The 14,745-nt window shown below is 72.4% G+C and carries 12 protein-coding genes; 7 read left to right on the forward strand and 5 right to left on the reverse strand.

Annotated features, from left to right (window positions below; genetic code table 11):
* Nucleotides 1-10: 10 nt before the first annotated feature.
* A complete protein-coding gene (locus OG289_RS05650; protein WP_327312890.1) occupies nucleotides 11-1,108 on the reverse strand; it encodes a non-reducing end alpha-L-arabinofuranosidase family hydrolase in 1,098 nt (365 codons plus the stop codon).
* Nucleotides 1,109-1,426: 318 nt separating this feature from the next.
* On the opposite strand from OG289_RS05650, the gene OG289_RS05655 reads away from it, so the two are divergent.
* Both OG289_RS05655 and OG289_RS05660 read left to right on the forward strand, forming a co-directional pair.
* Entirely contained in the window at nucleotides 1,427-2,404 is a 978-nt protein-coding gene (locus OG289_RS05655) for a pectate lyase family protein (protein ID WP_327312891.1), read from the forward strand.
* Between the two features lie 73 nt (nucleotides 2,405-2,477).
* Complete coding sequence (locus tag OG289_RS05660; RefSeq protein ID WP_327312892.1) at nucleotides 2,478-3,299, forward strand: pectate lyase; 822 nt, start codon at nucleotides 2,478-2,480, stop codon at nucleotides 3,297-3,299.
* A 63-nt stretch (nucleotides 3,300-3,362) separates the two neighbouring features.
* On the opposite strand, the gene OG289_RS05665 is transcribed toward OG289_RS05660, so the two are convergent.
* Nucleotides 3,363-4,106, reverse strand: coding sequence for a PaaX family transcriptional regulator C-terminal domain-containing protein (locus tag OG289_RS05665; RefSeq protein WP_327312893.1), 744 nt, complete (start codon nucleotides 4,104-4,106; stop codon nucleotides 3,363-3,365).
* Nucleotides 4,107-4,178: 72 nt separating this feature from the next.
* Between OG289_RS05665 and OG289_RS05670 the strand changes: the two genes are divergently transcribed.
* Together OG289_RS05670 and OG289_RS05675 are read left to right on the forward strand one after the other, a co-directional pair.
* Complete coding sequence (locus tag OG289_RS05670; protein WP_327312894.1) at nucleotides 4,179-5,861, forward strand: acyl-CoA dehydrogenase family protein; 1,683 nt, start codon at nucleotides 4,179-4,181, stop codon at nucleotides 5,859-5,861.
* A 106-nt stretch (nucleotides 5,862-5,967) separates the two neighbouring features.
* Complete coding sequence (locus OG289_RS05675; RefSeq protein ID WP_327312895.1) at nucleotides 5,968-7,998, forward strand: HEAT repeat domain-containing protein; 2,031 nt, start codon at nucleotides 5,968-5,970, stop codon at nucleotides 7,996-7,998.
* A 168-nt stretch (nucleotides 7,999-8,166) separates the two neighbouring features.
* Here OG289_RS05675 and OG289_RS05680 read toward each other — a convergent pair whose 3' ends face one another.
* Nucleotides 8,167-8,748 (reverse strand): Rv1733c family protein, encoded by a 582-nt coding sequence (locus OG289_RS05680; protein WP_327312896.1) that lies wholly within the window; start codon nucleotides 8,746-8,748, stop codon nucleotides 8,167-8,169.
* A 213-nt stretch (nucleotides 8,749-8,961) separates the two neighbouring features.
* On the opposite strand from OG289_RS05680, the gene OG289_RS05685 reads away from it, so the two are divergent.
* The gene (locus tag OG289_RS05685) at nucleotides 8,962-10,113 is read left to right on the forward strand and encodes a WD40/YVTN/BNR-like repeat-containing protein (protein ID WP_327312897.1); all 1,152 of its coding nucleotides are present in this window, start codon (nucleotides 8,962-8,964) and stop codon (nucleotides 10,111-10,113) included.
* 283 nt (nucleotides 10,114-10,396) lie between these two features.
* Here the strand turns inward: OG289_RS05685 and OG289_RS05690 are convergent, their stop codons facing one another.
* Nucleotides 10,397-11,074, reverse strand: a complete 678-nt coding sequence (locus OG289_RS05690; RefSeq protein WP_327312898.1) for a uracil-DNA glycosylase — start codon at nucleotides 11,072-11,074, stop codon at nucleotides 10,397-10,399.
* 206 nt (nucleotides 11,075-11,280) lie between these two features.
* On the opposite strand from OG289_RS05690, the gene OG289_RS05695 reads away from it, so the two are divergent.
* Nucleotides 11,281-12,324: an N-acetylglucosamine kinase gene (locus tag OG289_RS05695; RefSeq protein ID WP_442818872.1), complete on the forward strand. Its 1,044-nt coding sequence runs from the start codon at nucleotides 11,281-11,283 to the stop codon at nucleotides 12,322-12,324.
* A gap of 189 nt (nucleotides 12,325-12,513) precedes the next feature.
* The gene (locus OG289_RS05700) at nucleotides 12,514-13,437 is read left to right on the forward strand and encodes a sirohydrochlorin chelatase (RefSeq protein ID WP_327312899.1); all 924 of its coding nucleotides are present in this window, start codon (nucleotides 12,514-12,516) and stop codon (nucleotides 13,435-13,437) included.
* 170 nt (nucleotides 13,438-13,607) lie between these two features.
* Here the strand turns inward: OG289_RS05700 and OG289_RS05705 are convergent, their stop codons facing one another.
* Entirely contained in the window at nucleotides 13,608-14,654 is a 1,047-nt protein-coding gene (locus OG289_RS05705) for a lactonase family protein (RefSeq protein ID WP_327312900.1), read from the reverse strand.
* Nucleotides 14,655-14,745 lie beyond the last annotated feature (91 nt).

Raw genomic sequence — 14,745 nt, forward strand, 5'->3', positions numbered from 1 at the left:
GGGGAGCGGCTCAGCAGGCGGAGTTCGTCTGGGTCAACAGACCGAGACGCCAGGGGAGTTGGGAGTATTCGCCGCTCGAGGCGGGATCCATGCCCTGATAGAGGAAGCGGAGCCGGCAGGGGTCGATCGTGAGAGTCTGGTCGACTCCGTCGCGGATCATCTCGCCGTGGCTGAAGTCCGTGGTCCAGGCCGGCCGGCCGTCCGCGAAGGTGACGTTGCCGGACCGGATGAACGCGTTGGCCTCGGTGTCGGCGAGCGGGGTCCAGGCGCCGCCGAGGCTGTCGGCCGTCCACGCCCGGAAGTAGCGACGCCAGTCGGAGCCGGTGGCCAGGGCCTCGACCAGCATCAGGTACCTGCCGCTGCCGCCGAGGCGGTAGACGTTGCTCGCCTCGAAGAGGTCGAAGCGGTTGGGTTCGGACAGCACGATCGCGGTGTCGCGGAAGCCGTTCGGGAACTCGGCGCGGGTGGTGCGGGAGCGGTACTGGTGGCCGTTGTCGTCCGAGAAGAACAGGTAGCAGTCGCTGCTGTCGCAGATGGTCCAGAAGTCCAGCCAGCCGCCGGTGCCCTTGTTGTCCGTGACCACCTGCGGCTCGCTGTCGAAGAAGTACTTCGGTGCACTCCAACTACTGGGATCGGCCGGGTCCTTGGAGGTCGAATAGGACGGCGGACCGGTCTGGTAGACCATGTACCAGGTCTTCTGCGGCGCGAAGTAGAACACCTGTGGCGCCGCCGCGTACCGGTTGCCGATGTTCGGGTTGGCGTCGAGGAACGTCTGCGGCGCGGCGGCGGCCTGCGACCAGTCGGCGAAGCTGGTGTGACCCAGGCTCCACGCCCCGGCGGTGTCGGCGGTCGTGAAGTAGACGTGCCAGCGGTTCTTGTAGCGGAAGACCGTCGGGTCCTTGACCGAGACGATCGGGTGGGCGGCGTCCGGCTTGGGGCTGATCAGCGGCCCGGTCGAGGTCCAGGCGAAGGAGCCGGGGAGCGGCCCGGCCCGCTCCGCGGGCGTGGCCGTCGCGCTGGCGGGGCCCGGCGACAGGACCAGGCCGGCGACGGCGATCAGAAGCAGGACCAGAGCGGCGGTGAACGTACGCGTGCGCGGAGTCGGCATCGACTCACCCCTCTCCGACAGGTCATGAAGGGAAGCGTCGGCATCGCATGGTGGCATGCGCATGCCCGCCATGGAAGCGCTCCCACGCCATCTCCCCGCAAGCCCTTGCCGGTTGGCCGGAGCCTGGCCGGGGCGGCCGAATGTGTTCTGCGCAAAGCGTTGACTAGAAAGCGCTTGCCCTCTACGTTCCGTTCAGCAGTGTGACCGACCCGCTCGCATCACCCCCACAAAGGGCCCCACTGCCCGTGCACGGCGTTCAACATGGCATACGTCATTCACATACTTGCCCAACTTCCCTCCCCGAAGGGATGCACCCGCATGCGCACAGTCCCCCCACGTACACACGCGCAAAGGTCCGCCCTCGTGGCGGCGGCCGCCGCTCTCGCCACGGCGGCGGTCCTCGCCCTCCCCCAGCAGGCCGGCGCCGCCGACAGCTCGCCGGTCGGGTTCGGCGCCGGCACGACCGGAGGCGGCAGCGCCACCTCGGTCACCGTCTCGACGCTGGACGCCTTCAAGACCGCGGTGACCGGCAGCACGGCGAAGGTCGTGAGGGTCAACGGCCTGATCTCGCTGAGCGGTCAGGTCGACATCGGGTCCAACACCACGGTTCTGGGCGTGGGTTCGTCGTCCGGGTTCACGGGGGGCGGGCTGCGCCTGAAGAAGGTGACGAACGTCGTCATCCGCAACCTGAACATCAGCAAGCCGCTCAAACCGGCCGACGGCATCGAGGTGCAGGCCTCCACCAAGGTGTGGATCGACCACAACTCCTTCTCGGCCGACCGCGATCACGACAAGGACTACTACGACGGCCTGCTGGACATCAACCACGCCTCGGACTACGTGACGGTGTCCTGGAACACCTTCAAGGACCACTACAAGGGCTCGCTCGTCGGTCACAGCGACAACAACGCAAGCGAGGACACGGGGCACTTGAGGGTGACCTACCACCACAACCACTTCAGCAACGTCTACTCGCGCATCCCCAGCCTGCGCTTCGGCACCGGCCACTTCTACGACAACTACGTCGTCGGAGCCGAGACGGCCGTCCACTCGCGCATGGGCGCCCAGATGCTCGTCGAGAACAACGTCTTCCGCTCGACGGCGGTCGCCGTCACCACGAACCGCGACAGCGACGCGGACGGCTACGCCAACCTGACCGGCAACGACCTCGGCGGAGCCGCGACCGAGGTGTCGCAGGTCGGGACGTTCACCAAGCCGCCGTACGACTACACCGCCGAGCCCGCCTCGTCCGTCGTCGCCTCGGTGACGTCCGGCGCGGGCGCCGGAAAGCTCTGACCGTTCGGAGCACCGTCCAGAGCACGATCCGGAAGGACTCCCCCATCCCCCACCTGGAAGAAGGCATCGGGACATGACTTCACCAGCACCTTCACCAGCTCCTCGGCGCACCCGCGGGCGCGCCCTCACCGGCGGGCTGGCCGCCGCCGGCCTCACTGTTGGCATGATCATGACCAGTGGCGCGCTCACTCCCGCGAGCGCCGCCACCTGGCCCACCCCCACCAGCAGCAAGGCGGTGACCGCCACCATCCCGGTCTCCGGCACCAAGGACTACGGAATGCAGCGCCTGTACGGCAGCGGCGACCTCGGCAGCGGTGGCCAGAACGAGGACCAGGACCCGATCCTGGAGCTCGCGGCCGGCGCCGTCCTGAAGAACGTCATCATCGGCGCGCCCGCCGCCGACGGCATCCACTGCCTGGGCAGTTGCACGCTGCAGAACGTCTGGTGGGAGGACGTCGGCGAGGACGCGGCGACCTTCCTCGGCTCCTCGTCGTCCAACGTCTACACCGTCTCCGGCGGCGGGGCGAAGGAGGCCAGCGACAAGGTGTTCCAGTTCAACGGCGCCGGGACGCTGAACGTCTCGAACTTCGCCGTCAAGAACTTCGGTACCTTCGTGCGCAGTTGCGGCAACTGCAAGAGCGCCCAGTACAAGCGCACGATCAACCTCAACACCATCGAGGCGACGTACAAGGGCGGCCGGCTCGTCGGTATCAACACCAACTACGGCGACAGCGCGACCCTGAGGAAGATCACCATCGTCGGGGACAGCAGCAAGAAGATCGTCCCGTGCCAGAAGTACATCGGCAACAACACGGGCGCGGAGCCGCCCAAGAACGGCTCTGACGCCGACGGCACGTACTGCAAGTACTCCTCGTCCGACATCACCTACAAGTAGACCCCCCACGGTGAACCCGGCCGTACGAAGCGCACCCGCACGGCGCTTCGTACGGCCGCCGTGTCAGTGCCCCATGGCTCCTGCGATCTCCGCCTGGTACTGCGCGTAGGCGGCACGCAGGGCCGTACCCGGCCAGTTCGCCGGGAGGAGTTCCGGGGGCAGCACGGGGTCGGCGAGCAGATGGCGTACGACCGCGGCGAAGGCCGTGAGGAGGTCGGCGGGGCGGTCCGCCTGCGCGATGTGGGCGAGCAGGGCGTCCGCGGTGGCCGCCCAGGTGTCCAACGGCCACAGGTCCGCGGCCAGTTCGCGCGCGGGCCGGTCGGGACGGGTGGTGTAGGACTGGGTCACCGGGGCCAGGTCGTCCGGCAGGGGGCGGCTGAGGTTGGCAGGGCGCAGCCAGACGCCCTCGCGGAGTTCGGCCAGGCGCAGTGCGGTCAACCGGGCACGCAGGTCGGCGCGTTCGGCGGGGCCGCGGCCCGTCGCCGTGATGACCACCATCTCCCAGTCGCCGTCCCACGCGCGCGCGGGGGCGTCCACCGCGTCGTCCTGGCGGCGCTGGCGGGCCAGCAGACGGTCACTGAGCCGGTAGACGGCGTCGGTGCGGCGCAGGTCACCGGCGGCCACCATGCGACTGAGTGCGGCACGCAGCGTGGAGCCGCCGACACCGAAGGGCTCCACCGCGCGGACGAGCTCCTTGACCGGAAGCTCCGGCGGGTGCGTGCCCAGCAGCAGGCTCAGTACGACCGACCGCGCGGACAACGGCCGCAGGTCGACCCCGCCGGCCTGCTCCGACACGTTCATGCGCATGGGCACGTACTGTACGCGGCGCCTCCTTGTTGCATCATTGCTACGATCGCATAGAACGTGCAACATGACGGCATGGACCCGACACCCGCACCCTCGCGGCCTCAGCCGCAGTACGCCACGCACGACGTCGTCAACCAGCCCCCGCCGCTGACGCCGTACGACGCCTCCGAGGACACCGCCCTGCTGGAGGGACTGCGCCGGGAAGACGCCGGATGGGCCGAGGAAGGCGTCCGACGGCTCGGCCTGCGGGCGGGCAGCGCCCAGGCGCAGGAGTGGGGCGACATGGCCAACGCCCACGAGCCGGTGCTGCGTACCCACGACCGGTACGGCAACCGCGTCGACGAGGTCGACTTCCATCCCAGCTGGCACCACCTGCTGCGGGCCGCGGTCGCCGAGGGGCTGGCGGGTGCGCCGTGGGCCGACGACCGGCCGGGTGCCCATGTCGCCCGCACCGCGGGCGGGTTGGTGTGGGGACACACCGACGCCGGGCACGGCTGTCCGACGTCGATGACGTACGCGGCCGTGCCCGCGCTGCGCGCACAGCCGGAGCTGGCGAAGATCTACGAACCCCTGCTGACCGGCCGGGAGTACGACCCGGAGCTCCGGGTGCCGACCGAGAAGCCCGGACTGCTCGCCGGCATGGGGATGACCGAGAAGCAGGGCGGCTCCGACGTCCGCACGAACACCACCACGGCGACGCCGACGGCCGAGCCCGGCGTGTACACGCTGCGCGGGCACAAGTGGTTCACGTCGGCGCCGATGTGCGACGTGTTCCTGGTACTGGCACAGGCATCCCCTCACGGGGGAAAAGGGGCGCTGTCGTGCTTCCTGGTACCGCGGATCCTGCCCGACGGCAGCCGCAACACCTTCCGCATCCAGCGGCTCAAGGACAAGCTGGGCAACCGGTCCAACGCCTCCTCCGAGCCGGAGTTCGACGGGACGGTGGCCTGGCTGGTCGGGCCCGAGGGGCGGGGCGTCAAAACGATCATCGAGATGGTCAACTGCACGCGTCTGGACTGCGTGATGATGTCGGCCACGCTGATGCGCAAAACCCTCGTCGAGGCGGGGCACCATGCGCGCCATCGCAGCGCGTTCGGGGCCCGGCTGGTCGACCAGCCGCTGATGCGCAACGTCCTGGCCGACCTCGCGCTGGAGTCGGAGGCCGCCACGACGCTCACGCTGCGGCTGGCGGGCGCAGCGGACCGGGCGATCCGCGGGGACGCGGGTGAGGCGGCGTTCCGGCGGATCGCGACCGCCGTGGGCAAGTACTGGGTCACCAAGCGCGGTCCCGCGTTCACCGCGGAGGCGCTGGAATGCCTCGGCGGCAACGGCTACGTGGAGGAGTCGGGCATGCCCCGCCACTACCGCGAGGCTCCTCTGTTGTCGATCTGGGAGGGCTCGGGCAACGTCAACGCCCTCGACGTGCTGCGGGCGCTCAGGCGCGAACCGGGTACGGCGCAGGCCCTTTTCGATGAACTCGCCCTGGCGCGGGGCGCGGACGCCCGGCTGGACGCGGCCGTGGTCCGGCTCGAGGGCCTGCTGGCCGCCGGCTCCGAGACCGGCGCCCGCCGTCTGGTGGAGCAGATGGCCCTCGCCCTCCAGGCCTCCCTGCTGGTCCGGCACGCCCCGCCCGCGGTCGCCGACGCCTTCTGCGCCACCCGGCTGGGCGGCGACTGGGGGTACGCCTTCGGGACCCTCCCGGACGGCGCCGACGTCGACGGGATCCTGGAGCGGAGCCTTCCCGTCCCGAACTGACCGTTCTCACCTGTGAGTCACCGCTCGATTCCGCTTCGTTGTCAGTGGCGTGGTGCAGACTCGTGATCAGTTGGTGCTTCTGGCACTTCGTCCGGGGGAGGACAACGTGTTCACGGGGATCGACGAGGTCGACTGGACCTCACTGCGACACGCGTACGGCAGCGCGCGGGACGTGCCCGGGCTGCTCAGAGGGCTGGCCTCCGCGGAGACCGCCGAGCGGGCGGCGGCGCTGGACGGCATGTACGGCGCGGTGCACCACGAGGGGAACGTCTACGACTCGACGCTCGCCTGCGTTCCGTTTCTGCTCGCGCTGGCCGCCGACGAACGGGTGCGGGAGCGTGGCGGGCTGGTGGACCTGCTGGTGAGCATCGGGGAGTGCGCGAGCGCCGAGGGCGTGGCCGCGCGGGCCGGTGTGGTGGTCCGCGCGGGGGCCGCCGTCCGGGCGGGCGCCGAGGTCTTCGTCCGGCTGACCGGGGATCCGGACGCGGGAGTGCGCCGGGCGGCGGCCACGGCGGTCGTGCGGTTTCTCGACGAACCGGCGCGTGTCCTGGCCCTGTTACGGGAACGGCTCACGGTCGAGCGGAACGACCGGCTCGTGATCGCCCTCGTCGAGAACCTCGGTCACTTCGCGCGACGGCATCCCCAACAGGCCGCCCGGGCGGTGGAGCTGCTGGCCGCGCTGAGCGGTCCGCCCCACGGTCCGGGACCGCGCCTGGCCGCGCTGGGCCAGCTCGCGTCCTGCGCGCCCGAGCGGCTCCCGGCCGACCTGGTGCCGACGGTCCTCGGGCTGGTCGGGGAGCGCTCCGCGCAGCACCCCTGCCGCCCGGGGGCGGCGGGCGCGTCCGGCGTGCACTCGCTCGTCGACCGGCTACGGCGACTGCGCCCTTCGGACGAGGAGGGGACCAGGCTGCTGCGCACCCTGCACACCGCGCTCGACGACCGTCTGCCGGACCGGATCACCCTGCTGCACGGGCAGTTGACGAGCCCGGCGCCCACCGACCGGTGCAACGCCGTGCTGTTGGCCGCCGCGCTGTTCCGGGAGTGGCGGGGCGACCACAGCGCGACGGTGGCGTTGATCGCGGAGCAACTGCGCCCGGAGGAGCACGAGGACAGGGGGCGGCTCCGCGACACGGCCGTGTCCGTCCTCGCCGATCTCTTCGCGCTGGCCGCCCCGGCCGCCGACCGCCTCCACGCGCTGGTGGCCTCGCACCCCGACGAGTGGATACGGCGGTGGCGGCCCGAGGCGCCCCTGCTCGCCGGGCCGCTGCACGCGCTGGCCAGGAGCGGGGATCCACGTGCGGTGCCCGTCCTGGCCGAGGTGCTGGCCGAGCCGGTCGTCCCCCGGGACCTGGGAGCCGCCGTCGCGGACCTCGGCGCCCCGGCGGCCCCGCTCGCGCCGGCCCTGCGGCGCGCGCTCGCCGCCGTGCCCCTCGGCTCCCCCGACACGGCGACGCCCCTGCTGTCCGCGCTGCGGGCACTGCGCGACACGGAGTCACTGCCCGAGGTGGTGCGCGTGCTCGACGCCGCCCGTCGAGCCGCCCGGACCGGCCACGGGGACCGGCCCCTACGGGCCGCGATCGAGACCCTGGCTGCCTTCGGGGCCGGCGCGCGCGAGGCCGTGCCGGTCCTGCGTGGGCTGCTGGACGGCGAACACGCTCTCGCCGCGGCGGACGCCCTGTGGGCCGTCGAGGGCGACACGTCCGCCGTCCTGCACGTCCTGCTGCGGGAGTTGACGCACGAGGATCACTGGCGGCGGACCCTCGCCGCGCGCTCGCTCGAGCTGCTCGGCCCCGCGGCACACCCTGCGCTGCCCGCGCTGCGCCGGGCGATCGAGACGGGCAGCGCGGCGGAGAGGGCGGCGGCCGGATGCGCGGTCTGCCGGATCACCGGGGAGGTCGAACCGGCCGTCGGCGGGGCGCTGCGGTCCGCTTGGGCGGAACGCCCCCGGACACGCACTGCCATCGCCACCTGCCTCACCGCCCTCGGTCCCACGGCCGCGCCGCTTCGGGACCTGGCGGCGACGGAACTCGCCGGACCTCGCCGCCACACCGCCCGCCCCGGCGGACACGGCAGCCACGACATCCCGAGGGACGAGGAGCTGCTGAGGGTCTGCCGGGGGGTGGTGGAGGGCACGTAGGCGAACGGCTGCCCATGCGCACCCGGCGGGTGGGGTGGGGGTGGAGGGCCGGTGGCGATCGCGGGTGGCGGCGGCCACCTCCGCCCAGGCACGAAGTCTCCGCCCGGGCGACAAGCCTTCACGCGGCCCTCAGGCCTCCGTCCGGGTGAAACCGCAGACCGGGTCGGGTCAGCCCGTGGGGCGGCCCCACAGTGCGTCGAAGCGGGCCCAGTCCGTGTCCCACTGCTCGACGCGTCGGCGTTCCAGGCGGCCCCGTACGAAACGGCCGCCCGCGAAGGGGAGGGCCGCCGCGCCGACTCCTGCCAGGCCGCCGACGAGAGAGGCGCGCAGTCTGGCCTGGGCGGCGGTGGCCGGTTCGGTCACCAGGCGGCCCTGGCGGTCCGTCCAGACCGTGACGGGGGTGCCGGCGGCGCTGCCGGGGCCGACCCGGACCTGGCCGGCGTGCGCGGAACCGTCCGGCCCGGTCCAGCCCACCTTCGCCCACACCTGATCGCCGCTGGAGGACCCGCTCGCTGCGGCCTTGCCCGGGGCTTGCTCGGACAGTCGCCCCACGAGGGGCCGCCACTCGACGCGTTCCCGCGCCAGGCCGTGCTCGACGGACCCTGCGGTCGCCAACCCCGCCAGGACCCCGGCGAGTACGGTCAACACCCACACGCCGAGCACGACCCAGGACTCCACCGTGTCGGCGCGACGCTTGAGCGGGTTGCGCCGCCAGCGCCACAGCCACACCTTCGGACCTCGGAACGCCATCGAAGGCTTCCTCCTCGTGAGCACATGAACATCCCGGCCGCCCTCCCATACGGGGCAGGCGGGCCCGATGCTCAGGACGACTCCCTCGTCCCGACGGTCCCACGCTCCCGGCAGCCGCGCAGGCGTCCCGCCGAAAGTGGCCGATGTCATGCTGTCCTCGCCCGCCATCCCCGCTGTGACCTGCGGCGACGGCGTGTCCAGAGGTGACTGTCAGTGGCGAGGTGCAGACTGGCCGGTGTCTGGGACAAGGACGTCGAAGACACAGCGGAGGTGATCGGCATGACCGAGGTACTGCTCGCCGTGGGCACGCGCAAAGGCCTGTTCATCGGGCGCCGGCGCGGCGCCACATGGGAGTTCGACGAATCCCCCTATTTCAACGCACAGGCCATCTACTCGGTCGCCATCGACACCCGCGGCGACCGCCCGCGGCTGTTGGCCGGCGGCGACAGCGCGCACTGGGGCCCGTCGGTGTTCCACTCCGACGACCTCGGCCGAACCTGGACCGAACCGGGGAAACCGGCCGTCAAGTTCCCGCAGGACACGCAGGCCTCGTTGGAGCGGGTGTGGCAGCTGCACCCGGCGGCGGCCGAGCCGGACGTGGTGTACGCGGGCACGGAACCGGCCGCGCTGTATCGCTCGGAGGACCGCGGCGAGAGCTTCGAGCTGGTCCGCCCCCTGTGGGAGCACCCCACGCGCTCGAAGTGGGTGCCGGGCGGCGGCGGGGAGGGCCTGCACACGGTCCTCACCGACGAACGCGACCCGCAGGCGGTGACCGTGGCCGTGTCGACGGCCGGGGTGTTCCGCACGACCGACGGCGGGGCGAGCTGGGCGCCCTCCAACTCCGGTGTCTCCGCGGTGTTCCTGCCGGATCCGAACCCGGAGTTCGGCCAGTGCGTGCACAAGGTCGCGAGGGACGCCGCGAACCCGGACCGCCTCTACCTTCAGAACCACTGGGGGGTCTACCGCAGCGACGACACGGGCCGGCAGTGGACCGACATCGGCGCGGGCCTGCCCTCCACCTTCGGCTTCGCCGTCGCCGCGCACCCGACCCGCGGCGACACGGCGTACGTGTTCCCGATCAACGCCGACGCCGACCGGGTACCCGCCGACCACAGATGCCGCGTCTTCCGCACGGCGGACGCCGGCAGGAGCTGGGAGCCGCTCACGGCCGGCCTGCCGCAGGAGGACCATTACGGCACGGTCCTGCGCGACGCGCTCAGGACGGACGACGCGGACCCAGCGGGCGTGTACTTCGGCAACCGCAACGGCGAGGTGTTCGCCTCCGCCGACGACGGCGACAGCTGGCGCCAACTGGCCTCGCACCTGCCGGACGTCCTGTGCGTACGGGCCGCGGTGATCGGATGAGGCGGACCCCGCGAAAGTGACGGCCGTCCGGCCTTGGCCAACGGTTGCTCACCCACAGCACCTCCGCCAAGCAGACCGAGCAGGTCTGAGCTCACGAAAGGGGCCCGACGTCATGTCGGCCACCCCTTTCGTGCAAGGCGTACCACGAAGTCGCGTACGAGGTGGCGGACCGGCCCACGATCGCCGTCGGTATGCCTTCGCGGAGCCGCTGCGGCCAGAGCTGTCGGACCCCGTAGACGCTGACGGCCGAGGGCGGACGAAGAGACTCGGACGCGGCAGGGGCCTACGGCAGTTGCCAGTCCACCGGCTGAGCACCCTGCCGCAGCAAGAGGTCGTTGACCCTGCTGAACGGCCGTGAGCCGAAGAAACCGCGGTCCGCCGACATCGGCGAGGGATGCGCGGACTCGATCGCCGGAAGATCCCCGAGCAACGGCCGCAGATTACGCGCGTCACGCCCCCAAAGGACCGACACCAGCGGCTTCCCTCGTGCGGCCAACGCCCGGATGGCCTGCTCGGTGACCTCCTCCCAGCCCTTGCCACGGTGCGCGGCCGGCTTGCGCGGGGCCGTCGTCAACGCCCTGTTGAGCAACAGCACACCCTGCTGCGTCCACGGCGTCAGATCACCGTTGGACGGCCTGGGCAGCCCCAGGTCGGAGTGCATCTCCCGGAAGATGTTCTCCAGGCTCCCCGGCAGCGAACGCACCTCGGGCGCCACCGCGAAACTCAACCCGATCGCCATCCCCGGTGTGGGATAGGGATCCTGGCCGACGATCAGGACGCGGACGTCGTCGAAGGGCTGCTGGAAGGCCCTCAGGACGTTCGCCCCGGCCGGAAGATAGGTCCGGCCCGCAGCTATCTCGGCCCGGAGGAAGTCCCCCATGGCCGCGATACGTTCGGCCACAGGTTCCAGAGCCTTCGCCCAGCCTGCTTCGACAAGTTCATGCAAGGGTCGTGGTGCCACGACGCGCCACTCTACTGGCACGCGCCGCGCCCCTGCACAAGCGGAGAAACCCCGCACGCGGACGCCGTCCCTCGGCACTACCCTTCCTTCTCGCCAAGGTCTTCGAGCCGGTCACAGGGAAGGAGCGGAGCATGTCGCCTCCGGTGATCGAGCCACTCCCTCCCCGAAACGCAGATCCTGACCGTCAGGGCGCACCGGCGCCTGCCGTGACCGCCGACGCCGGTCCCGGCGACGACACCGCCACCGCCTCCAGCACCGCGACCGGCTCCCCGTACGGCTCCGACTCCCGGTCCGGCATCCTCGCCGTGGATTCGGGTGGTTCCGGGCTGCGGGTCGCGCTGGGAACCGCCGAGCGGGGGGTCCTGGGCCGACGCTCGTCCGAGGTGCCCGTGCGCACCGGCGCGCGGGGCATCGACCCGGGCCATCTCATGGCGCACCTCGCGCCACTGGTCCGGGCGTTGACGGAGGAGACCGGTGCCCCGACGCCGGCCACGGCCGTCGTGGGCGCGGCCGGGTTCAGCACGCTGGGCGACGCCCTGCGGGCGGAGCTTCCGGGCGCGCTGGCGCGGGAGTTCGGGGTCCGTACGACCGCGCTCGCCGCCGACGCCGTCACCGCCTATGTCGGTGCGCTCGGAGCGCGGCCGGGTGCGGTGGTGGCGGCCGGCACGGGTCTGATCGCGATCGGCACGGATCTGACGGCGTGGCGGCGGGCGGACGGGTGGGGTCATCTGCTCGGTGACTGCGGGGGTGGCGCCTGGATCGGCCGGGCGGGGCTGGAAGCCGCCCTGCGCGCGTACGACGGGCGTCCCGGCGGGTCCGCTCCGCTCCTGGCCCGCGCCGAGGAGCGGTTCGGCCCGATGCCCGGCCTGCCCGGCCTGCTCTACCCTCGCGCGGACCGCCCGGCCGTCCTCGCCTCCTTCGCGCCGCACGTGGCCGGTTGCGCCCAGGACGACCCGGTCGCCGCCGGCATCCTGCGTGCGGCGGCCGGGCACCTGGCCGAGTCGGCCGCCGCCGTCTGTCCGCGCGGCGGGGAGCCCCGGATCGCCCTCACCGGGGGCCTGTTCAGGATCGGCGACCCTCTCCTCGTCCCCCTGGAGGGCGAATTGGCGAGACGGCTGCCGCACGCCCGGCGGGTGCCCGCCGATGGCGATCCGCTGGACGGCGCCGTGCGCATCGCCATCGCTCTGGCAACGGGCACGCTCACGCTGCCGGGCGAGGACACGCTGCTGTCGGTGGTGCACCAGACGTAATGCATCGGGCGTAGGGAACGTACGTGGCGGTCCAAAAGCGGGGATTACCCCCTTCGAGGGCAAGTCGCCCGGAAAACACGCTGATCACTTCTGATCCGTACGTAACTCATCAGACAAAACCGGACGGATACCGCTCACCTGCACCCTCCCCGAACAGGGGAGCCCAGGAAGCCAGTAACATGCCTCGCCATGAGCTCCCCCACTGGGCCCGCGTCCGGCCTGCCAGTACGAATGCCGCGACCTCGCCAGCCCGGGCGGCACCGCCGACCCGAGCCCCTGGCGGCTCCTGAGGGCGCGCCCGCCCTCGTTCTCGCGGTGCCGGGTACGCCGAGTGCCGCCACCCGCGGCCTCGCCGAGGAGATCGTGAGCATCGCCCGCTCCGAGCTCCCCGGCCTGGACGCGCGCATCGGCTATCTCGACGGGGACGACACCGACTTCCCCACCCTGCAGTCCGTGCTCGTGTACGCCGCCGAGGAGCGCACCGCCCGCTTCGAGCAGGCCCGTGCCGCCGGTCTGGACGTCAACGAGCCCGACGGCCCGGTCGCCGTCGTCGTGCCGCTGCTGGCCGGCCCCGACAGCGCGCTGCTGCGCCAGGTCCGCCAGGCCGTCATGGAGAGCCGGATCGCGGCCGAACTGACCGATGTGCTCGGCCCGCACCCGCTGCTCGCGGAGGCGCTGCACGTGCGGCTGTCCGAGGCCGGTCTGGCCCGCGCGGACCGCGCCCGGCTGTTCACCGTGGCGACGGCCGCGGACGGCATCATCCTGGCCTCCGTGGGCGGCGAGGAAGCCGTGCAGGCGGCCGGGATCACCGGCATGCTGCTCGCCGCGCGCCTCGCCGTGCCGGTGATGGCCGCGGCCCTCGACCAGGAGGGGTCCATCGCCTCCGTCGCCGAGCAGCTGCGTTCCTCCGGCTCCCAGCAACTGGCGCTGGCTCCGTACCTGATCGGCCCGGAGATCGACGCCACGCTGATCGAGGAGGCGGCCAAGGAGGCGGGCTGCGCCGCCGCCGAGGCGCTCGGCCCGTACCCGGCCATCGGCAAGCTCGCGCTGGCCAAGTACACGACCGCTCTCGGCATCGCCCCTCCGCAGCCGCAGGGCGCGCCGGTCCGTTGATCCAACCGTTGGGACGCAGTACGACCCAAAGGGTCCGCACCGGCTGAGGAGCGGGCCCTTCGTCGTGCGGACGGCCGGGGCGGAACATGCCATTGACGCGGGGTGTGGCCCACGCATCCGCGCCGATACAGGATCTGCGGCTCGCCTGCGGCCTGATCCGCCGGACAGGCCTACCCGAGGACCACACAGGACGCCGCCGGGACCGCGATCGAGCCGCCGCGTCGGGGCAGGCCGGTGGCCGGATCCAGGGTGAACCAGGTGACGTCGCCGGAATGCTCGTTCGCGACGTAGAGGAAGCCGCCCGACCCGTCGACGGCGACGGCCCGCGGCCAGTGCCCGGCGCAGGGCACCGTCCCGACCAGCCGCAGGGCCTCCCCCTCGCCCTCCACGGCGAACACGGAGAGCACGTCCTCGCCACGGGTGGCGGTCCAGACGAACCTGCCGTCGGGCGAGACGACGAGACCCGAGGGGTAGGCGTCCCCGTCCGGCGCGCCGGGCAGTACCGCCGCCTCGGCCATCGGCTTCAGTGAGCCGTCGGAGGCGTCCCAGCGGCAGACGGTGACGGTCGGGGTGAGTTCGTTGACGACGTAGGCGTATCCGCCGCCCGGGTGGAAGGCCAGGTGGCGCGGTCCGGAGCCGGGGCGGAGCGCGTGCTCCCGGTGCAGGACGGGGCTGCCGTCGCGCAGGGCGCAGACCCGCACGGAATCCGTCCCGAGGTCCACGCTGACCGCCCAGCGGCCGCTCGGGTCGGGCTGCACCTGGTGGGCGTGCGGGCCCTGCTGGCGACGCGTGTGCGGGCCCGAACCGGTGTGCCGCAGGACGCCGGAGGCGACGCGGGCGAGGGTGCCGTCCGGGCGGAGCGGGACGGCGGTGACGCTGCCGGAGCCGTAGTTGGCGGTGAGGACGTGGCCGTCGAACACGCTGAGGTGGGTGGGCCCGCTGCCGCCGATGGGCACGGGTGGCCCGGCCTGCTCCGGCACGTCGCCCGTGACGCAGTAGGCGGCCACCGCGCCGTCGGCCGTCTCGCTGACCGCGTACAGCGTGTCCCCGGCGGCCGACAGCGCCAGATAGGAGGGGTCGGGGACGCCGTTCACACTGCTCAGGACGGTCAGCGCGCCGCTGTCCGGGTCCACGGCGGCGGCCACGATCCCGGGCCCTCCCGCCGCCGTGAACGAGCCGATGAACGCCCGCCGTCGCCTTCCGCCGAGGTCTGCCACCGCTGTCCCCTCCCGGGTCGCCGCTGTCGCTGCTGACGCTGCTGCTCGGGGTGACGGTAGCAGTCGATCACGAGCGGTCTAGACCAGGCAC

This window comes from Streptomyces sp. NBC_01235, from assembly GCF_035989285.1.
In the GTDB taxonomy this organism is placed as follows: domain Bacteria; phylum Actinomycetota; class Actinomycetes; order Streptomycetales; family Streptomycetaceae; genus Streptomyces.

What these genes read in the sequence shown, in the direction of transcription:
- OG289_RS05650 (WP_327312890.1), bottom strand. Translation starts at nt 1,108, where the DNA reads ATGCCGACTCCGCGCACGCGTACGTTCACCGCCGCTCTGGTCCTGCTT.
- OG289_RS05655 (WP_327312891.1), top strand. Translation starts at nt 1,427, where the DNA reads ATGCGCACAGTCCCCCCACGTACACACGCGCAAAGGTCCGCCCTCGTG.
- OG289_RS05660 (WP_327312892.1), top strand. Translation starts at nt 2,478, where the DNA reads ATGACTTCACCAGCACCTTCACCAGCTCCTCGGCGCACCCGCGGGCGC.
- OG289_RS05665 (WP_327312893.1), bottom strand. Translation starts at nt 4,106, where the DNA reads ATGCGCATGAACGTGTCGGAGCAGGCCGGCGGGGTCGACCTGCGGCCG.
- OG289_RS05670 (WP_327312894.1), top strand. Translation starts at nt 4,179, where the DNA reads ATGGACCCGACACCCGCACCCTCGCGGCCTCAGCCGCAGTACGCCACG.
- OG289_RS05680 (WP_327312896.1), bottom strand. Translation starts at nt 8,748, where the DNA reads ATGGCGTTCCGAGGTCCGAAGGTGTGGCTGTGGCGCTGGCGGCGCAAC.
- OG289_RS05700 (WP_327312899.1), top strand. Translation starts at nt 12,514, where the DNA reads ATGAGCTCCCCCACTGGGCCCGCGTCCGGCCTGCCAGTACGAATGCCG.